Annotated in this window: 19 protein-coding genes; 17 read left to right on the forward strand and 2 right to left on the reverse strand. The window is 69.0% G+C overall.

Annotated elements, in window-relative coordinates; genetic code table 11:
- Positions 1–156 precede the first annotated feature (156 nt).
- The 4 genes from ACI6GS_RS17640 to ACI6GS_RS17655 are packed head-to-tail and all read left to right on the forward strand — an operon-like array spanning position 157 to position 4,153.
- A complete protein-coding gene (locus ACI6GS_RS17640) occupies positions 157–1,338 on the forward strand; it encodes a peptidylprolyl isomerase (RefSeq protein WP_439814771.1) in 1,182 nt (393 codons plus the stop codon).
- On the forward strand, positions 1,335–2,348 hold the full coding sequence (gene pdxA / locus ACI6GS_RS17645; RefSeq protein WP_439814772.1) for a 4-hydroxythreonine-4-phosphate dehydrogenase PdxA: 1,014 nt from the start codon (positions 1,335–1,337) through the stop codon (positions 2,346–2,348). Before ACI6GS_RS17640 ends, pdxA begins: the two co-directional genes overlap by 4 nt.
- Positions 2,345–3,202 carry a 16S rRNA (adenine(1518)-N(6)/adenine(1519)-N(6))-dimethyltransferase RsmA gene (gene rsmA, locus ACI6GS_RS17650; protein WP_439814773.1) on the forward strand — a complete coding sequence of 286 codons (858 nt, stop codon included), beginning with the start codon at positions 2,345–2,347 and terminating at the stop codon, positions 3,200–3,202. Before pdxA ends, rsmA begins: the two co-directional genes overlap by 4 nt.
- 57 nt (positions 3,203–3,259) lie before the next feature.
- Positions 3,260–4,153, forward strand: a complete 894-nt coding sequence (locus ACI6GS_RS17655; RefSeq protein ID WP_439814774.1) for an MBL fold metallo-hydrolase — start codon at positions 3,260–3,262, stop codon at positions 4,151–4,153.
- 6 nt (positions 4,154–4,159) lie between these two features.
- Here the strand turns inward: ACI6GS_RS17655 and gmk are convergent, their stop codons facing one another.
- Positions 4,160–4,795, reverse strand: a complete 636-nt coding sequence (gene gmk / locus ACI6GS_RS17660; protein ID WP_439814775.1) for a guanylate kinase — start codon at positions 4,793–4,795, stop codon at positions 4,160–4,162.
- Positions 4,792–5,652 (reverse strand): YicC/YloC family endoribonuclease, encoded by an 861-nt coding sequence (locus ACI6GS_RS17665; protein WP_439814776.1) that lies wholly within the window; start codon positions 5,650–5,652, stop codon positions 4,792–4,794. The genes gmk and ACI6GS_RS17665 overlap by 4 nt, the downstream gene beginning before the upstream one ends.
- Before the next feature lie 603 nt (positions 5,653–6,255).
- On the opposite strand from ACI6GS_RS17665, the gene ACI6GS_RS17670 reads away from it, so the two are divergent.
- The 13 genes from ACI6GS_RS17670 to ACI6GS_RS17730 all read left to right on the forward strand — a co-directional run bounded on the left by ACI6GS_RS17670 (position 6,256) and on the right by ACI6GS_RS17730 (position 18,149).
- Entirely contained in the window at positions 6,256–7,827 is a 1,572-nt protein-coding gene (locus ACI6GS_RS17670) for an ATP-binding protein (RefSeq protein WP_439814777.1), read from the forward strand.
- A gap of 151 nt (positions 7,828–7,978) precedes the next feature.
- Positions 7,979–8,596: an HD domain-containing protein gene (locus ACI6GS_RS17675; protein ID WP_439814778.1), complete on the forward strand. Its 618-nt coding sequence runs from the start codon at positions 7,979–7,981 to the stop codon at positions 8,594–8,596.
- 100 nt (positions 8,597–8,696) lie between these two features.
- A complete protein-coding gene (locus ACI6GS_RS17680) occupies positions 8,697–9,260 on the forward strand; it encodes a DUF1003 domain-containing protein (RefSeq protein WP_439814779.1) in 564 nt (187 codons plus the stop codon).
- Complete coding sequence (locus tag ACI6GS_RS17685; protein ID WP_439814780.1) at positions 9,257–10,204, forward strand: alpha/beta hydrolase family esterase; 948 nt, start codon at positions 9,257–9,259, stop codon at positions 10,202–10,204. Before ACI6GS_RS17680 ends, ACI6GS_RS17685 begins: the two co-directional genes overlap by 4 nt.
- Positions 10,205–10,388: 184 nt before the next feature.
- Positions 10,389–11,450, forward strand: coding sequence for an alpha/beta hydrolase family esterase (locus ACI6GS_RS17690; RefSeq protein ID WP_439814781.1), 1,062 nt, complete (start codon positions 10,389–10,391; stop codon positions 11,448–11,450).
- A 159-nt stretch (positions 11,451–11,609) separates the two neighbouring features.
- Positions 11,610–13,046 carry a cytochrome ubiquinol oxidase subunit I gene (locus ACI6GS_RS17695; RefSeq protein WP_439814782.1) on the forward strand — a complete coding sequence of 479 codons (1,437 nt, stop codon included), beginning with the start codon at positions 11,610–11,612 and terminating at the stop codon, positions 13,044–13,046.
- A 3-nt stretch (positions 13,047–13,049) separates the two neighbouring features.
- Complete coding sequence (gene cydB / locus ACI6GS_RS17700) at positions 13,050–14,057, forward strand: cytochrome d ubiquinol oxidase subunit II (protein WP_439814783.1); 1,008 nt, start codon at positions 13,050–13,052, stop codon at positions 14,055–14,057.
- A gap of 14 nt (positions 14,058–14,071) precedes the next feature.
- Positions 14,072–14,215 carry a DUF2474 domain-containing protein gene (locus tag ACI6GS_RS17705; RefSeq protein ID WP_439817987.1) on the forward strand — a complete coding sequence of 48 codons (144 nt, stop codon included), beginning with the start codon at positions 14,072–14,074 and terminating at the stop codon, positions 14,213–14,215.
- 20 nt (positions 14,216–14,235) lie between these two features.
- Positions 14,236–14,679 carry a class I SAM-dependent methyltransferase gene (locus tag ACI6GS_RS17710; protein ID WP_439814784.1) on the forward strand — a complete coding sequence of 148 codons (444 nt, stop codon included), beginning with the start codon at positions 14,236–14,238 and terminating at the stop codon, positions 14,677–14,679.
- Positions 14,680–14,835: 156 nt separating this feature from the next.
- Entirely contained in the window at positions 14,836–15,003 is a 168-nt protein-coding gene (locus ACI6GS_RS17715) for a hypothetical protein (protein ID WP_439814785.1), read from the forward strand.
- A gap of 58 nt (positions 15,004–15,061) precedes the next feature.
- Complete coding sequence (locus tag ACI6GS_RS17720; protein ID WP_439814786.1) at positions 15,062–15,388, forward strand: antibiotic biosynthesis monooxygenase family protein; 327 nt, start codon at positions 15,062–15,064, stop codon at positions 15,386–15,388.
- 149 nt (positions 15,389–15,537) lie between these two features.
- Positions 15,538–17,034: a capsule assembly Wzi family protein gene (locus ACI6GS_RS17725; protein ID WP_439814787.1), complete on the forward strand. Its 1,497-nt coding sequence runs from the start codon at positions 15,538–15,540 to the stop codon at positions 17,032–17,034.
- A gap of 158 nt (positions 17,035–17,192) precedes the next feature.
- A complete protein-coding gene (locus tag ACI6GS_RS17730) occupies positions 17,193–18,149 on the forward strand; it encodes a nitroreductase family protein (protein ID WP_439814788.1) in 957 nt (318 codons plus the stop codon).
- Positions 18,150–18,170: the final 21 nt, after the last annotated feature.

Raw genomic sequence — 18,170 nt, forward strand, 5'->3', positions numbered from 1 at the left:
CGTTGGGGGCACGCGGAATCGAGTGGAGTGATGCGTCGTCTTTTCATAGCCCCTGCCCTTGCGACCCTGATCGCAGGGCCGTTGTCGCCTGGTCCCGCGACTGCCGTCCTTCTGACCCCGCTCCTCCTTGCCGCTCCGGCGCATGCCCAGGATTCGATGGGCATCGCCGCCGTCGTGAATGACGAGATCATCACCGAGTGGGAATTGCAGCAGCGCGTCGACCTGGTGGTCGGCGCCGCCGGCCAGGGCGCCTCGCCCGAGGCGCGGCAGCGCCTGCGGCCGCAGATCCTGCGCGACCTGATCGACGAGACGCTTGAGATCCAGGAGGCGAAGGAACGCGGGATCGAGGCGACGCAGCAGGAAATCGACGACGCGGTTGCCAACATCGCCGCGTCCAACAACATGACCAACAGCCAGTTCGAGACGATGCTGGCGGGCTCCGGCATCAGCATCAAGACCCTGCGCCGCCAGGTCCAGGCCCAGCTCGTCTGGGGCCGCTTCGTCAACCGCATGTACGGCACCCGCCTCAGCGTCGGCGAGGAAGTGGTGAACGCCACGCTGGACCGCATGAAGGCGAACGAGGGCCAGCCCGAGATGCAGGTGGCCGAGATCGTCATCTCGGTCGATGCGCCCGAGTTCGAATACAGCGCCCAGCAGCAGGCCCTGTCGCTCTACGAGCAGCTGAAGGCAGGCGCGCAGTTCCGCGCCGTCGCACGCCAGTTCTCGCAGGCGCCGACGGCGGCGGTGGGCGGTGACCTGGGCTGGATCCAGCCGGGCCAGATGGCACCGGAAGTCGACGCCATCCTGGCCCAGATGCCGCCCGGTGCCATCAGCCAGCCGATCCGCACCGCCTCCGGCTATTCGATCGTGGCCCTGATCGACCGGCGTGACGCCAACGCGCAGAAGCAGCCGCAGCTGGAACTGGATCTGCGCCACATCATGTTCCCGATGGCCGCGGGTGCCACGGCGGAGCGCATGGCCGACCAGCAGGGCGCCGCCAGCGCCGCCTCCGCCGAACTCGGCGATTGCGGCAAGGTCGACGAGGTCGCGCGCAAGCATGGCGCCGAAAGCGTGCGCAACATGGGCGTGGTCAACGTCACCTCCCTGCCCCAGCAGTTCCGCGAGGCGATCAGCTACCTGGGGCCAGGCCAGGCCACGCCGCCGATCCAGGCGGGCGAGGCCCTGCACATCTTCCTGGTCTGCGACCGGATCGAGAAGCCGGTGGGTCCGGTCTCGCGCGACGACGTGATGGCCGCCCTCGAACAGCAGCAGCTGAACATGCTGGGCCGCCGCCACCTGCGCGACCTGCGCCGCGACGCCAACGTCGAGATCCGGTGACCGTGCCGGACGGCGGCCTGCCCCTGGCCCTGACCATGGGCGAGCCGGCGGGCATCGGCGGCGAACTGGCCCTGGCCGCGTGGGCCCGTCGGGCGGAGGGGGTTCCCCCGTTCTTCGTCCTGGATGACCCGGACCGGCTGCGGATACTGGCCGGTAGCCTGGGCTGGGACGTTCCGATCGCCGTCATGGCGCCGGACCAGGTCGCGGAACAGGCGCGCGCCGTCTTCGCCGCCGCCCTGCCCGTCGTGCCACTGCCGCAGCCCGTCCGGGCGACGTCGGGCCACCCGACGCCCGTGACCGCCGCGGCCGTGATGGGTGCGATCGAAACGGCCGTGGCCCTGGTCAGGGCCGGCCAGGCCGGCGCCGTCGTCACCAACCCGGTGCAGAAGGAAACCCTCTACGCGGCCGGATTCCGCCATCCGGGCCAGACCGAGTTCCTGGGTGCGCTGGCCGGCGTTGAGCGGCCGATCATGATGCTGGCCGCCCCCGAATTGCGCGTCGTGCCGGTCACGGTCCACATCCCGCTGGCCGAGGTGCCGCACCGCCTGACGGCTGAGGCCATCGTCCATGCCGGGCGCGTCACCCATGCCGCCATGCGCGACTGGTTCGGCATCGCCACGCCACGGCTGGCCGTCGCCGGACTGAACCCCCACGCCGGCGAAGGCGGCAGCCTGGGGCGGGAGGAGGAGACGATCATCGCGCCGGCGCTGGCGGCGCTGCAGGCCGACGGCATCGCCGTGCGCGGCCCGGTTCCGCCCGATGCCCTGTTCACGGCGGCCGCCAGGCCCGGCTATGACGCCGCCCTGTGCATGTACCATGACCAGGCGCTGATCCCGCTCAAGGCCCTGGCCTTCGACGATGGTGTGAACCTGACCCTCGGCCTGCCGTTCGTGCGCACCTCACCCGACCATGGCACGGCGCTCGACATTGCCGGCACGGGTAAGGCCCGGCCCGATGCCCTGCTGGCGGCGCTGCGCCTGGGTCAGCGCCTGGCCTCCCGGGCGACGTGAGCGACCTGCCCCCCTTGCGCGAGGTCATCGCGCGCCATGGCCTGGACGCGCGCAAGGCGCTGGGCCAGAACTTCCTGCTGGATCTCAACCTGACTGGCCGGATCGCGCGGGCGGCGGGGCCGTTTGGCGACCATCCCGTCTACGAGGTGGGGCCGGGTCCCGGCGGCCTGACCCGTGCCCTGCTCGATGCCGGCGCCAGCCAGGTCGTCGCTGTCGAGAAGGACGCGCGCTGCCTCGACGCCCTGGCGGAGGTGGCGGCGCATCATGAGGGCCGGCTGCACGTCGTGCCGGGCGACGCCCTGAAGGTCGATGAGCCCAGCCTGCTGGACGGCCGGCGGGCCATCGTCGCCGCGAACCTCCCCTACAATGTCGCGACCGTGCTCCTGGCCAAGTGGCTGGAGCAGGAAGCCTGGCCGCCCTGGTGGCTGCACCTCACCCTGATGTTCCAGAAGGAAGTGGCGGAGCGCCTGGTCGCCCAGCCTGGGACGCACGCCTATGGCCGCCTGTCGATCCTGGTGCAGTGGCGCGCGCGCGCCAGCGCCCTGTTCGACATCGGGCCAAAGGCGTTCGTGCCGCCGCCCAAGGTGACCTCCACCGTCGTCCGGATCGAGCCGCTGGCCACGCCGGTCGCCCCCGCCGATCGCCAATGGCTGACGCGGGTGACGGCCATGGCCTTTGGCCAGCGCCGCAAGATGCTGCGCCAGAGCCTGAAGCCGCTGGGCGGCGGGGCGCTTGCCGAGGAGGCCGGCGTGGCCCCGGAGGCCAGGCCCGAAGATCTCGACATTCCCGCCTTCTGCGCCCTTGCCCGCGCCGCCCAGGGGCGTGCCCAGGCCGCTGACCCCTCGCCCGGCTGAGCCGTTCGCGTCATGCTGGCCCCGCCCCCACCAGAAGGGCCGGAAACGCGAGGCAGCATGGACCGCTTCAGGATCGGCACGATCGACGTCCACCGGATCGAGGAATGGCAGGGCGGTTTCGCCGCCCCGGCCGAGCTGTTCCAGGGCTTTACGGCCGAGGGCTGGCAGCCGCTCGAACAGGGCTTCGTGCCCGACTATTACGATCCGGGCAGCGGGCGGCTCTATGCCTTCCTGCAAAGCTGGGTTCTGGACACCGGCGCCGTCCGCATCCTGTTCGATACCGGGGCCGGCGATGACAAGGAGCGGCCCAACCTGCCGGTCTTCCATCGCCTGAAGACCGGTTTCCTCGATCGCCTGGCGGCCGCTGGCTTCCAGCCCGGCGACATCGACGTCGTCGTATGTTCCCACATCCATGTCGATCATGTCGGCTGGAACACGCGGCTGGTCGATGGCCGCTGGCAGGCGACCTTTCCCAATGCGCGCTATGTCCTGCCGCTGGCCGACCGCGACTACTGGGATCCGCTGATCCCGCGAGGGCCAGCGAACCCGATCGGCCAGGCGGTCAATGCCGGCATGTTCGACGACAGCGTACGGCCGATCATGGCGGCGGGCCGCGCCGAATGGGCGGGCGACGGGTTCGAGGTGGCCCCCGGCATCACGCTGTCCGCCTGCCCCGGCCACACGCCCGGCAGCATGACGATGGAGGTGCGCTCCGGCGGGCAGGTGGCGATGTTCGTGGGCGATGTCGTGCACCACCCCGCCCAGATCCACCGGCCGGAATGGAACAGCATCTTCTGCGAGGACCCGGACCAGGCCCGGGCGACGCGGCGCGCCGTGCTGGGCCGCGCCGCCGACAGCCAGGCCCTGCTGGTCCCCGCGCATTTCGGCGGCGCCCACGTTGCGCGCGTGCTGCGCGACGGCCGCGGCTTCCGGCCCGTCCTGCCGCGCTGACGCGGCCTAGTCCGCGCGGAGTGTGGCCACGAACTCGGGCAGGGTCTTCATGCGGCGGCGCTTCAGGCGCTCGGCCGTCAGGATCGCCTTCAGCCGGGCCAGGCTCTCGTCCAGGTCGTCGTTCACGATGATGTACTCGTACTCGGCATAATGGCTCATCTCGTCCGCCGCCTTGGACATGCGGGCGGCGATCACCTCGTCCGGGTCCTGGGCGCGGCCCATCAGCCGGGTGCGGAGTGCCGACTTGTCGGGCGGCAGGATGAAGACGCTGACCAGGTCGTCGCGCGTCTTCTGCGCCACCTGCTGCGTGCCCTGCCAGTCGATGTCGAACAGCACGTCGTGCCCTGCGGCCAGGGCTTCGTGCACGGGGGCGGCGGGGGTACCGTAGCGATTGCCGAACACGGTCGCGTGTTCCAGCATCTCGCCCCGCTCGACCATCCCCTCGAACGTCGGATGGTCGACGAAGTAATAGTCGCGCCCCTCCACCTCGCCCGGGCGCGGCGTCCGGGTGGTGGCCGAGACCGACATGCGCAGGTTGGTGTCCTGGGCCAGGATCAGGCGTGACAGCGTCGTCTTCCCCGCGCCGGAGGGCGAGGACAGGACGAGCATCAGCCCACGGCGTTCGATGTCTTCGTGCTTCATTCGACGTTCTGCACCTGCTCGCGCAGCCTCTCGATCGCCGCCTTCAGCTCCAGGCCCAGGCGGGTCAGTTCGATATCGGCCGACTTGGAACACAAGGTATTGGCCTCGCGCAGGAATTCCTGGGTCAGGAAGTCCAGGCGGCGGCCCACGGCGGCACCCTCGGCCAGCAGATCGCGCGCCTGCTCGACATGGGCGCCCAGGCGGTCCAGTTCCTCGCGCACATCGGCGCGCGCGGCCAGGACGGCTGCTTCCTGCACGATGCGCTCCGGCGGGACGGCCCCCGCGAACAGCGCCTCGATCTGCTGCACCATGCGGCTGCGCAACGCCTCGGGCTGGCGGGCGGCGGCCACGATCGCCTTCAGGCGCAGCTCCTCGATCTCGGCCACCAGGCCATCCAGCACGACGTGCAGGCGCCGCCCCTCCGCATCGCGCGCCGCGACCAGGCCGTCCAGCGCCTGGGCCAGGGCGGCCAGCACGGTGCGATCGCGCGCGGCGTCGTCGGCCTTCACGTCTTCCGGTTCGGTCCGCTCGATCACCCCGGGCAGGGCCAGCAGGCCGTCAATGCTGGGCGCTGCCAGGCCCGTTCCCACGTCGTGCGCCACGGCCAGGTACTGCTCCAGCACCGCCCGGTTCACGCGGAAGGCAGGGGCCGCGCGGGTCCGCTCCATCTGCAGGCTGGCGCTCACATTGCCGCGGCGCAGGCGTTCGCCGACGCGCGTGCGGACCTCCGCCTCGACCTGTTCCAGGCCCGGCGGCAGCTTCAGGCGCAGGTCGAGCGAGCGGCCATTCACGCTGCGCAGGTCCCAGACCCAGGACTGGGTGCCGTCCAGCCCCTCCGCGCGGGCGTAGCCGGTCATGCTTGAAACCGTCATCGGGTCAATTCGGCCATGGATGTTGGGGAAAACCGTGCCCCTCCTACCATGGGGCGGGCGACCGTGCGACAGCGAAGCGCCGCGGCCCGGCCGCCTTTTCCCCGCAGGTCTTTTGCGTCGCACAAAAGACTTGCCAAGCTGGCCCGGACTCGCGTTAAGCTGTCATCAGGTTTCAACAACGGGAAGGAGGTGGTCCAGTGTCTCATTGTTCAGAGCCGCGGTCCAAGGCGGTGCTTCGGAGCCTTGACTTTGTGAAGGCCCACCTCGCCTGAACCAGCACGCCTGAGCGCAGGCGCGGCCGTCCTGGCCGCGGACTGACAATGGAAGAGCCGCCCCGGGGACGACCCGCGGCGGCTCTTCTGTTTTCTGGCTTCTGGCATCTGGTTTCTGGCTTCTGGCATCTGGCCTGTCTCCAGCCTCCCCCCGGCCCCGGTCTTTCGGCCCACACCGTCGGGTCCTGACGCTTCCCGGCGTCGCGCCAGCAGCCAAGGGACAGAGTCGCGACTATCTCGATCAGTTGTCGATTTCATCTCAACTTTCGCGCGGGTTTTCATGAGTCGTTAAGGGGCGGCGTCAGACCATCGCCGCATGACGCGGCTGTACGAATGCCTGACGCAGCAGCATGACCTCAAGCTGGTCCTGCTGGCGGTCCTGGTCGCCCTGCTCAGCTTTCATACCCTCCTGGCCATGGCGGCCCGGGGAAAGGCCGCGCCCAACCCGAACACGGCCACCCTGTGGCTCCTGTCCGCGGGCGCTGTCGGCGGCGTGGGCCTGTGGGCCGCGCACATGGTGCTCGTGCTCTCCTATCGCACCGTCATGCCGGTCGGCTATGACCTGCCGGTGGTGACGAGTTCGGTCCTGGTTGCCGTCTCGACCGCCGCCCTGGCGGTGCAGATCGCGGTCCACGCGCCGGCCTCGCGCTGGCTCAGCGGCGCCCTGCTGATGGTGGGCGCCGGGGCCGTGCACCTGATGTGCGTGGCGGCCTTCCGCGTGCCGGCGCGGGTCGAGTACGCCCTGGATTATTCCGCGATCGGCATGGCGCTGGGCCTTGGCCTTGGCATCTGGGCCTTTGCCCGCCTGCCCGATCCGGGCCACTGGGCCGCGCGCCTGTGCTGTGCCGCCGTCCTGACGCTTGGCCTGGCGCTGGCCCACCTGGTCGCCATGGCGGGGGTCGAGGTCGTGCTCGATCCTGCGGTTGCCGCGGGCCCGGGTGCCGTCCACCTGCCGACCTGGGCCGGCATCGCGCTGGGCGGCACTGCGGTCGTGGCCCTGGTCATGGCCATTGCCGGCAGCGCCGTCGACGAGCAGCGGGCCCGCCGGACCCAGCGCGAGAACCGCCACCTGCGCGACGAGATGGCGATCCTGCGGTCGACCAAGGCAGCGCTGGAGGCCAATTCCGCGTCGCTGAGCGCCGCACTCCAGGCGGCGGAGATCGCCAACCAGGACAAGTCGGCCTTCCTGGCGACGATGAGCCACGAGCTGCGCACCCCCCTCAACGCGGTGATCGGCTTCGCCGACATGCTGGCGCAGGAGACGTTCGGTCCGCTGGGCAATGCGCGCTATGTCGACTATGCCTGCAGCATCCGGGACAGCGGCCAACACCTCCTGGCGCTGATCAACGACCTGCTCGACTTCTCCAAGATCGACGCCGGCCACCTCCACGTCACGGACGAGGAGATGGACCTGCCGGCCATCATCGGCGGCATCCTGATGCTGATGCGGCTGCAGGCGGCGGAAGGTGGGATCAACCTGGCGCATGACGTCGATCCCGACCTGCCCCTGGTGCGCGGCGATCCCCGGCGCGTGCGGCAGATCCTGCTGAATTTGGTGTCGAACGCGGTCAAGTTCACACCGTCGCGCGGGACCATCACGATCTCGGCCTATGCCCTGGACGGCACGGTGCGGATCCAGGTCCGCGACACCGGCGCCGGCATCGCGCCGGAGGATATCCCCCGTGCGCTGGAGCGCTTCGGCCAGGTCGACCGCGGCACGCCCGACCTGCGCAACAAGGGCACCGGCCTGGGCCTGCCGCTGTCCAAGGCGCTGATGGAGCTGCATGGCGGCACCCTGGTGCTGGAAAGCCGCCTGGGCGCCGGCACCTGTGTCACGCTGACCTTCCCGCGCGAGCGGGTCGGCGGCCAGGTCAGCGAAGCCGCCTGACTTGTAAAGGGCCGCGCAAGTCGCCGCCAGTCATGGCGCAGGTGTTCCGGTTTCCGATACTTTGGCGATACTCAAAACGTGACAGACCACTTCGCTTCCGGCGGAGTCGGCCCTAGGATGCCAGCGCCCTCGACAGCCCACGGAGCCTGCCATGCCTGACGGTAACATGACCGCCCCCGACCATTTTGATCGCGCCCAGTTCACGGCGATGCAGGACGGCACGGCCGAGGACTATGCCAAGATCCAGGCGCATGACCGCGAGTTCGCGAAGCATTCGGTCGATCGCGTCCTCAGCCACCTCAACCTGCTGGCGGGCGACCATGGCGGCTTTCGCATCGACCGCCTGACGCATTCGCTGCAGTCGGCGACGCTGGCCCATCGCGATGGCGCGGACGAGGAACTGGTGGTGTGCGCCCTGCTGCACGACATCGGCGACACGCTCGGCTGCTTCAACCATGCCGACATCGCCGCCGCCATCCTGAAGCCCTTCGTGTCCGAGAAGAACCTGTGGATCATCGAGAACCACGGCATCTTCCAGGGCTACTACTTCTTCCAGCACCTGGGCCTCGACCGCGACATGCGCGAGCAGTACCGGGGCCATCCCTACTTCCAGGCCTGCGCCGACTTCTGCGCGAAGTACGACCAGAACGCCTTCGATCCCAACTACGACACCATGCCGCTGGAGGCGTTTGAACCGATGGTGCGCCGCCTGATGTCCCGGCCGAAGCGCAGCATCTACATGAAGCCCGCCCGGCAGGCGGCCGAGTAGACCGGCACCGCGTGCGACCCCGGGCCCCCGGCGCCAGCGCGCCGAGGGCCTTCGCATGTCCAGGGTCCTGATACGATGCGTCCCGATCCGGCATGGGCCGGTGGCGAGGACGCAGATGATCAAGTCGGACGAGTTGCTGGTACGCATCCTGGGGGAACGGCACCGCCATCCGGGGCCGGAGCGGCGGGTTCACGACAGTGTTCAGGCGCGCCATTCGATCAGTCGCGACCTGTCCCGCCCCGGCGACCAGGACCAGACGTTCGGCAATCGCCTGGCCGACCAGGTGGCCCGTTTTGGCGGGTCCTGGACGTTCATCCTGGTCTTCACGGGCTTCATGCTGGCCTGGGCGGCACTCAATTCGCTGCTGCTGACGCGCGATGCCTTCGACCCCTACCCGTTCGTCTTCCTGAACCTGATCCTGTCGATGCTTGCGGCACTTCAGGCGCCGGTCATCATGATGTCGCAGAACCGCCAGGCCCAGAAGGACCGTGAGGCGGCGCAGCACGACTATGAGGTGAACCTGAAGGCGGAAATCGAGATCATGGCCCTGCACGAGAAGATGGACGCGATCCGCCTGCACCACATGGCCGAGATGATCGCGCGGCAGGAACAGACCATCGCCCTGCTCCAGCGCATGATCGAAGCCAAGGGCGACGCGCCATGATCCCGCGCCTGGCAGGTCTTGCACTGGCGCTGGCTTTCGCCCTGGCGGGTCCGGCGCCCGCGCACGCCGACGGGCCGGCCGTGCTGCCGACGGAACAGGTGACGGTGGGCGGCCATGCCCGCACCTACCTGGTCTATGTGCCCGACCGCCTGCCGCGCCGCGCCCCCATCCTGATGCTGCTGCACGGATCGGGCGACAGCGGTGCGATCATGCGCGAACGCACGACGCGGGAGTTCGAGCCCCTGGCCGTGCGGGACGGCGCGGTCGTCGTCTATCCCGATGGCTTCGGCAACCATTGGAACGACTGCCGGCGGCATGAGGATTTCTCCGCCCGCAGCCAGAAGATCGACGACGAGGCCTTCCTCCTGGCCATCGCCGACCGGCTGGCGGCGACGGTCGGTGCGGACCGGGACCGGATCCTTGTCATGGGCTGGTCCAATGGCGGCCAGATGGCGCTGCGCATGGCCCTGACCCATCCCGACCGCGTGCCGGCCGTGGCCGCCATCTCGGCCAGCCTGCCCGCGCCCGACAACATGGAATGCACGGCCTCGGGCCGCCCGGTGCGCGTCATGATCGTCAACGGCACCGCCGATCCGGTGAACCCGTTCGCCGGCGGCGAAGTGCGCCTGGGCAGCGAATCGCGGGGAACCGTCCTTTCGACCCTGGCCACGGCCGAATACTTCGCGGGCCTTGACCATGATCCGGCGGAGCGCACGACACGCGCCCTGCCCAGCGTCTTTGCCGAAGACCGGACCGCCATCGAGCTGATGAGCTGGGGCCCGCGCCAGCATCCCCATGTCGTGCTGTACACCGTCCATGGCGGCGGCCACGCGATCCCGTCGGCCCGCGCGCAGATGCCGTGGTACCTGGGCCCCACCAGCCGCAATCTGGAGTCGCCCCAGGCCATCTGGGATTTCTTCACCGAACGCGGCCCGCATCCTTAGGACCGTTGCGCGCCCGCAACAGTTCCCGGGATACTGCATGTGCGAACGGTGTTTTGCGGCGCAAACGTCCAACGGGCGATAGGCCGGCCCGGCTGGCCACAGGAAAGTCACAGAGCCCCGCTACGGGACTGCCGCAACCGCCGCCGGTCGTGGCGGAGCCTCAGTCGCTTACCCGGGATTGCCCATGATTCGCGCCCTGCTGGTCGCTCTTTTCCTCGCACTGCCTCATGGGGCGGCGCAGGCCTCCGTCCACAATGACGTGACGGCCCAGACCATTCGCATCCAGGAGCGGGATCGCTCGTACCTGCTCTATGTTCCCGCGAACGTGGAGCCAAAGGCCCCGGTCCTGGTCCTGCTTCATGGCTCCGGCGACAGCGGCGCCCGCATGCGCGAGAAGACGGCGCGGGCGTTCGAACCGATCGCCCAGGCCAACGGCTTCCTCGTCGTCTACCCGGACGGGTTCGGCAATCACTGGAACGACTGCCGCGCCAAGGACGACTTCTCCGCGCGCAAGGAGAACATTGACGACGAGGCCTTCATCCTGGCCATCGGCGACCGCCTGGCCCGCGACTATGGCAGCGATCCCAACGCCCTGGTGGTTCTGGGCTATTCCAATGGCGGTCAGATGGCGATGCGGATGGGCCTGATGCATCCCGACCGGGTGCGGGCGATCACGGCCATCTCCGCCTCGATGCCGACGCCTGAGAACATGATCTGCACGCCGTCGCAACGGCCGGTGCCCGCAATGGTCATCAACGGCACCGCCGACCGTGTCAATCCGTTCCGCGGGGGCGAGGTGCGCCTGGGCAATGCCACCCGGGGCGACGTCCTGTCGAGCGAGGCGACGGCACGCTATTTCGCGCGCCGCGACGGCCTGGACACCGTCAGTTTCAGCGGCAGCGTCGCGCCCCCCGCGCCATCCCGCATCAGTGCGGTCGAACTGGCGAGCTGGGGCCCGGTGGATGCGCCGCGCGTGGTCCACGTGACGCTGCACAACGGCGGCCACACCATCCCGTCCAAGACGGCGCCCATGCCCTGGTACACGGGCGAGCGCAACAACGTGCTCAGCCTGCCGCTGGCAATCTGGGACTTCTTCGCCGATGCCCTGCGCCCGCGTCCAGCCCCGGCGGTGGCGGAGGTGCCCAAGGCGGCCCCCGCCGCGCCCCGTCCGGTCGCATCGATCCCCGCCGCCGGCCTGGTCCCGGCGGCCCTGCGCCCGGGCGACGGGGTACAGGTCGAGAACTAGGCTGCGGCCGACGGCCGCCGCGACCACAGGTGCAGGTCCTGGCGGCCCGATGCCGGCCTATCCTGGCGTACCGCCCGCGGACGATTGCCCATTCCAAACGGGTTGCCGTGCGGGAACAATGGGGGCGGTTGTCCGGCCCCGGCAATGGATGGCGCGCCCATGTTCGACCTGTCGGCCCTTGACCTGGCCCGCATCCAGTTCGGCTTCACCATCTCGTTCCACATCGTCTTTCCGGCGATCACGATCGGCCTTGCCAGCTACCTCGCCGTGCTGGAGGGCCTGTGGCTGTGGAAGAAGAACCCAGTCTATCAGGACCTCTACCACTTCTGGTCCAAGGTCTTTGCCGTCAACTTCGCCATGGGCGTCGTCTCCGGCATCGTCATGGCCTATCAGTTCGGCACGAACTGGAGCTATTTCTCCTCCTTTGCCGGCAGCGTCACCGGCCCGCTGCTGACCTATGAGGTGCTGACCGCCTTCTTCCTGGAGGCGGGATTCCTGGGCGTCATGCTGTTCGGCTGGCACAAGGTGGGGCCCGGCCTGCACTTCGTGGCAACGCTGATGGTGGCGCTGGGCACGCTGGTGTCCGCCACCTGGATCCTGGCGTCGAACTCGTGGATGCACACGCCGCAGGGGATCGAGATCATCGACGGACGGGTGGTGCCGGTCGACTGGCTGGCCGTCATCTTCAACCCGTCCTTTCCCTATCGCCTGGCGCACATGACGGTTGCCGCCTATCTGGCGACGGCCCTGTTCGTGGGCGGGGCCGGTGCCTGGCACCTGCTGCGCGGCCGCGACGACCCGCGCATCCGGACCATGTTCTCGATGGCGATGTGGATGGTCCTGGTGGTGACGCCGGTCCAGATCCTGATCGGCGACGCCCATGGCCTGAACACGCTGGAGCATCAGCCCGCCAAGATCGCGGCGATGGAGGGGCACTGGGAGAACACGCCGGGCGAGGGCGTCCCCCTGATCCTGTTCGGCTGGCCCGACATGGCGGCCGAAGTCACGCGCTACGCGATCGAGATCCCGCATTTGTCCAGCCTGATCCTGACCCATAGCTGGAACGGCCAGTTTCCCGGCCTGAAGGACTTCCCCCCCGAGGACCGACCCCCGGCCACGGTCGTGTTCTGGACGTTCCGCATCATGGTCGGCCTGGGCCTGCTGATGCTGGTTCTGGGCACGTGGAGCGCATGGCGGCGCTGGCGCGGCCGGCTGTACGACCGCGGCCTGTTCCTGCGCTTTGCCGTTGCCATGGGGCCGGCCGGCGTCATCGCCATCCTGGCCGGCTGGTACACGACCGAGATCGGCCGCCAGCCCTGGATCGTGCACGGGCTGATGCGCACGGCCGATGCCGTGTCCAACCATTCCGCCCTGGCCCTGGGCACCAGCCTGGTCATCTTCATCGTCGTCTACTTCGCGGTCTTTGGCATCGGCCTGCGCTACATGCTGAGCATCGTGGGCCAGGGGCCGATCGTGCACGACGAGCCGCCGGCTGCCCCGGGAGAGGAACCGCTGCACCAGCGCCCCGCGCGGCCCCTGTCCGCCGCTCCCGACATCGACCCGATCAACGCGACTGCCGACCCGGGAAAGGCCTGAGCCATGGGTATCGATCTTCCCCTGATCTGGGCGGTGATCATCGGCTTTGGCCTGATGATGTACGTGGTCATGGACGGCTTCGACCTGGGGATCGGCCTGCTGTTCCCCTTCGTGGCGGACCGCGAGGATCGCGACACGATGGTGAACACCGTGGCGCCGGTGTGGGACGGCAACGAAACCTGGCTGGTCCTGGGCGGCGCCGGCCTGCTTGCCGCCTTTCCGCTGGCCTATTCCGTCCTGCTCAGCGCGCTTTACATCCCCCTGGTGCTGATGCTGGTGGGCCTGATCTGGCGGGGCGTCGCGTTCGAGTTCCGGTTCAAGGCGGACGAGGCGCATCGCCCGTTCTGGGACCTTGCCTTTGCCGGCGGCTCGTTCGTCGCGACCTTCTTCCAGGGCGTGGCGCTTGGCGCGTTCATCAACGGCGTGCCGGTGACGGACGGCGCCTTTCACGGCGGCGCCCTGGACTGGTTCTCGCCCTTTGCCCTCTTCACCGGCTTTGGCGTGCTGGCCAGCTATGCCCTGCTGGGAGCCACCTGGCTGATCATGAAGACGGAGGGCGAGCTTCAGGCGCGCATGGTGCACCTGGCCCGGCCGATCCTGTTCGTCGTCCTGCTGGCCATGGCCGGCGTCAGCCTCTGGACGCCCCTGGCGCACGATGCGATCGCCGCGCGCTGGTTCGCCTGGCCGGACATCCTGGCCTTTGCGCCGGTTCCCGTGCTGGTCCTGGTCGTCAGCGGCCTGCTGCTGCACGTCATCACGCGCGAGACGCATGCTGCCCCGTTCCTGCTGGCACTGGCGCTGCTGTTCCTGGGCTATAGCGGCCTGGGCATCAGCCTGTGGCCCAACATCATCCCGCCCGACATCTCGATCTGGGAGGCGGCGGGCCCACCGCAGTCCCTGGGCTTTGCCCTGGTCGGCACCCTGGCGATCATCCCGTTCATCCTGATGTACACCGGTTGGGCCTATTACGTGTTCCGCGGCAAGGCCCGCCGGGGCGAGGGGTATCATTGACCCGGCCGCGCGGCATGGCGCCCACGACGCGGAGGCTCTGGGGTCGCCGGATCGGCTGGATGGTCGTCCTCTGGGCCGGCAGCATCGCGGTCCTGGGCGTGGTCGCACTCGGCATCCGGCTGATGATGAACGCAGCCGGCCTGACCGCCGGCAGTTGAGTGACAAGGGGGTGCAGGCCATGCCAGCAATCCACACCGAAGCCGCGCGGGGCTTCCAGCAGGGGGCTGAGGCCTATGCCCGCGGGCGCCCCGGCTATCCGGCGGAGGCTGACGTCTGGCTGACCTGCGACCTGGGCCTTGGCCCAGGGTCCACCGTGGTCGAACTCGGCGCCGGCACGGGAAAGTTCACGACGCGCCTGGTGGCGACCGGGGCAACGGTCATCGCCGTCGAACCCGTTGCCGCCATGCGGGCGCAGCTGGCCGCCAGCGCGCCCGCAGCCCGCATCCTGGACGGCACGGCCGAGGCGATCCCCCTGCCCGATGCGTCGGCCAACGTCGTGGTCTGTGCCCAGTCGTTCCACTGGTTCGCGACGCCGGTTGCGGTGGCGGAGATCGCCCGGGTGCTGAAGCCGGGCGGGCAGCTGGGCCTGATCTGGAATACCCGCGACGACCGCGTGCCCTAGGTCGCCGCCCTGCATGACCTGACCCTGCCCTATCAGGGCGACACGCCGCGCCATGGCTCCGGCCTCTGGCGCACCCTGTTTCCGGGACCGGGCTTTGGCCCGCTGATCGATCGCTTCTGCGACCATCGCCATAGCGGCCCTGTCGAACAGGTGGTCGTGGACCGGACCCTGTCGACCAGTTTCCTGGCCGCGCTGCCGGACGCGGAGCGCGCGGCCGTGGGCCAGCGCGTGCGCGACCTGATCGCGGGGACCCCTGCCCTCAGCGGCCCAGTCGCCACCTTTCCCTATCGCACGGCCATGCACCGGGCCCTGCGGCTTTCCTGATCTTGCGAACGGTGCGCCGATCGCCGACCTTCGCGGACATCAGCCAGGAGCATTGCCCATGTACATCGCCATGAACCGGTTCAAGGTCCTGAAGGACGCCACGGACGAGTTCGAGGCGGTCTGGCTGGGGCGGGAAACCTTCCTGAACGAGACACCGGGCTTTGTCGAGTTCCACATGCTGCGGGGGCCGGAGCGCGAGGATCACGTCCTCTACTCCTCTCACACGGTGTGGTCGTCGAAGCAGGACTTCGAGGCCTGGACCCGTTCGGAGCAGTTCCGCAAGGCACATTCCCGGGCGCCCGCCAGCCGCCCCCTGACCCTGGGCCATCCCCAGTTCGAAGGGTTCGAGGTGATCCAGACCGTGGCGCGCTCCGCCGCGGCCTGAATATCCATCCTGTACCGCCATCCAGAGCCGCCATCTGGCACGGCGGAGCCACAGCGACGGCCGCGCCGGCCGGGGGGACAGCCTGACGCCTTGACCCGGACGCGCCCCACCCCGACGATGCGGCGCAGGAACAGAGGGGGCATTTGCGCGTGCGCGTTCGGATTCGGTTGGCTGCTGCGACCTGTGCCCTCCTGCTTGGCCTGCCCGCAGCCCTTGTGACCGAGAGCCGGCCGGCCCAGGCCTCGCCCTGGGCCGAGGTGGGCGACGACGGCCTGCGCTCCGATATCGAGATGCTGGCGGCGTTCGGACTGGTCGACGACATGACGACCGTCTGGCCCCTGCCCTGGGCCGGCATCCTGCGCCGGCTTGAGAACACGCAGATCGGCTGGCTGCCCGCCCACGTGGAGCAGGCGGCGCGGCGCGTGCGCGACCGCGCCAAGCGGGAACTGGCGCCTGGCGTCCGGATCGGCGCCCTGGCCGGCGTCACCAACCGGCCCGCCGTCGTGCGCGATTTCGGCGCCGGCAACCGCGCCGACTACGAGGCCCAGGTCAGCCTGGAATTCACCGGCGCCAGCACGGCGGGCCGCCTGCGCCTGGGCGGCCAGGGCATGTTCGGCGACGATCGCGGCCGCATCATGCCCGACGGCAGCTTCCTGGCGCAGGCCATTGGCGGCATGGTCGTCTATGGCGGTTACATGTCCCATTGGTGGGGACCGGGCCAGATCTCGGCCCTGTCGCTTTCGAACAATGCCCGGCCCTTCCCGCATGTCGGCATAGCCCGGCGCGACACCGCTCCGTTCGAATCGCCCTGGCTGTCCTGGCTGGGTCCCTGGCAGGCCGAGTTCTTCTTTGGCCTGCTGGATGGCGACCGCATCGTGGCGGACACCTACTACAATGGCCTGCGCTTCTCGTTCAGCCCGGTCGAGGGACTGGAGATCGGCCTGTCGCGCACCCAGATGCTGTGCGGCGACGGCAAGCGGTGCGATCCCTTCGGCACCTATTTCGACCTGGCGAACGACAGCAACAACATCAACGACACCAACGATCAGGGCACGATCGACATCAAGTACGCGACCCATGTCGGGGACTATGCCGTCTCGGCCTATGGCCAGATCATGAACGAGGATTCGAACCCGATCGACAATTCGGGCAGCAGCTACCTGGTCGGCGGCAGCATCTGGGGCCCGGCCTGGGACGACGGCGCGATGTTCCGCCTGACCATGGAGTATTCGGACACCCGCGCGACCGAGGACCTGTTCAGCTTCGGCAGCCGCTTCGGCTTCTATGCCTATAACAATGCGACCTATCCCGACGGCATGCGCTATCGCGGCCGGACGCTGGGCCACAGCCTGGATTCGGAATCACAGCTGTTCAGCATCCAGGGCACGCTCGTCGACCTGCGCGGCTGGCGCTACCAGCTGACCTACCACCATGCCAGCATCGCCTCGAACGAGCGGCGACTGCAGCCGTTCTTCACCAATGTGGTCACGACCCAGCCGGTGACGATCAATCTGGTCGAGTCCAAGGTGGTCTTTCCCGTGGGCGCGACCGAGGTCACGCTGATCGGCCGCGTCCAGGACGACCAGCCCCGCCCCCGCGACGGGGCAGAAGCCTCGATCGAGGGGCGCTTCAGCTACAATTTCTGAAGCCACGTCCGCACAGGTCCGGACGGCGCGCCATCGGGTCACAGTGCCTTTTGCGCGCCGTCGCCGCTTCAGTGGCACCCTGCATTGCCATTTCCGCGCAACGGCCTCGCAGCCCGGGTGACGCATACAGTCGACGTGCCCAGTCAAGGACCGCCCGCATGTCCCGTTTTCGCAATCTCCGGATCACCCGCCTCGTCCTGTGCTGGCTCAAGGCGCTGCGCTGGACGTGGTACTACACCGCGACGTCCGGTGCGTTCGTGCGGGGCTACAACAAGGACACGGCGCGCGCCTGGATCATGCGCGAGGCGCACACGATCGAAAAGGGCCTGGGCCTGCCCAACCCGCGCCCCTTCTTCGGCAAGGGCAAGATCCAGCACCTGCGCCACTATATCGGCCTGAGCCTGGCCACGCCCGAGAATGCCGGGGCCATCGCCATCGGCCATGGCGTGCTGCGCAGCTATGTCGACTGGCACCGCGGCATCCAGGAAAGCAACCCGGACGTGGAGCAGATCGACCGCGACATGCGTGGCTGCAACGCGGATGGCTCGCTGGGCGGGACGGTGCCCCTGCGGGACGATTACAGCGACCAGGACCGCGTGCTCTACGACGACATGGTCACGCACCGGCGCTCGGTCCGGAACTTCCTGCCCGGCATCGTGCCGCGCTCCCTGGTGGAGGAAGCCCTGGCCGTCGCCAATCACAGCCCGTCGGTCTGCAATCGCCAGCCCTGGGCCGCGGCGATCGTCCAGGAACCGGGCATGGTTCGCCGTATGCTGGGCCTTCAGGCCGGCAACAAGGGCTTTGACGAGACGATCCACAACCTTCTGGTGATCTTTGCCGACTCGCATGCCTTTGTTGAGGAATACGAGCTGTTCGAGCCGTTCGTCGATGCCGGGATTTTCTCAGGGGCGGTCGTCAACGCCCTCAACGCCCGCAATATCGGTTCCTGCTGCCTCAACCTGTGCATCAGCCACAAGAAGGCGGAGCGGATCAATGCGGGCCTTGGCGTGCCGTCGCAGTTCTTTCCGGTGATGATGATCGCGTTCGGCCATCCCGTGCCCAATTGCCGGGTGGCCATGTCGCGCCGCCTGCCCGTGCAGACCTTCCCGCGCTGACGCCGCACCGCAACCTCCGGA

It is taken from the genome of Zavarzinia sp. CC-PAN008 (assembly GCF_051903925.1).
Lineage (GTDB): Bacteria > Pseudomonadota > Alphaproteobacteria > Zavarziniales > Zavarziniaceae.

Excerpts from the sequence above, each read along its gene's own strand:
- ACI6GS_RS17640 (WP_439814771.1), top strand. The coding sequence starts at position 157 with ATGGGCATCGCCGCCGTCGTGAATGACGAGATCATCACCGAGTGGGAA.
- ACI6GS_RS17655 (WP_439814774.1), top strand. The coding sequence starts at position 3,260 with ATGGACCGCTTCAGGATCGGCACGATCGACGTCCACCGGATCGAGGAA.
- gmk (WP_439814775.1), bottom strand. The coding sequence starts at position 4,795 with ATGAAGCACGAAGACATCGAACGCCGTGGGCTGATGCTCGTCCTGTCC.
- ACI6GS_RS17665 (WP_439814776.1), bottom strand. The coding sequence starts at position 5,652 with ATGACCGGCTACGCCCGCGCGGAGGGGCTGGACGGCACCCAGTCCTGG.
- ACI6GS_RS17670 (WP_439814777.1), top strand. The coding sequence starts at position 6,256 with ATGACGCGGCTGTACGAATGCCTGACGCAGCAGCATGACCTCAAGCTG.
- ACI6GS_RS17675 (WP_439814778.1), top strand. The coding sequence starts at position 7,979 with ATGCCTGACGGTAACATGACCGCCCCCGACCATTTTGATCGCGCCCAG.
- ACI6GS_RS17685 (WP_439814780.1), top strand. The coding sequence starts at position 9,257 with ATGATCCCGCGCCTGGCAGGTCTTGCACTGGCGCTGGCTTTCGCCCTG.
- ACI6GS_RS17690 (WP_439814781.1), top strand. The coding sequence starts at position 10,389 with ATGATTCGCGCCCTGCTGGTCGCTCTTTTCCTCGCACTGCCTCATGGG.
- ACI6GS_RS17695 (WP_439814782.1), top strand. The coding sequence starts at position 11,610 with ATGTTCGACCTGTCGGCCCTTGACCTGGCCCGCATCCAGTTCGGCTTC.
- cydB (WP_439814783.1), top strand. The coding sequence starts at position 13,050 with ATGGGTATCGATCTTCCCCTGATCTGGGCGGTGATCATCGGCTTTGGC.
- ACI6GS_RS17705 (WP_439817987.1), top strand. The coding sequence starts at position 14,072 with ATGGCGCCCACGACGCGGAGGCTCTGGGGTCGCCGGATCGGCTGGATG.
- ACI6GS_RS17710 (WP_439814784.1), top strand. The coding sequence starts at position 14,236 with ATGCCAGCAATCCACACCGAAGCCGCGCGGGGCTTCCAGCAGGGGGCT.
- ACI6GS_RS17720 (WP_439814786.1), top strand. The coding sequence starts at position 15,062 with ATGTACATCGCCATGAACCGGTTCAAGGTCCTGAAGGACGCCACGGAC.
- ACI6GS_RS17730 (WP_439814788.1), top strand. The coding sequence starts at position 17,193 with ATGTCCCGTTTTCGCAATCTCCGGATCACCCGCCTCGTCCTGTGCTGG.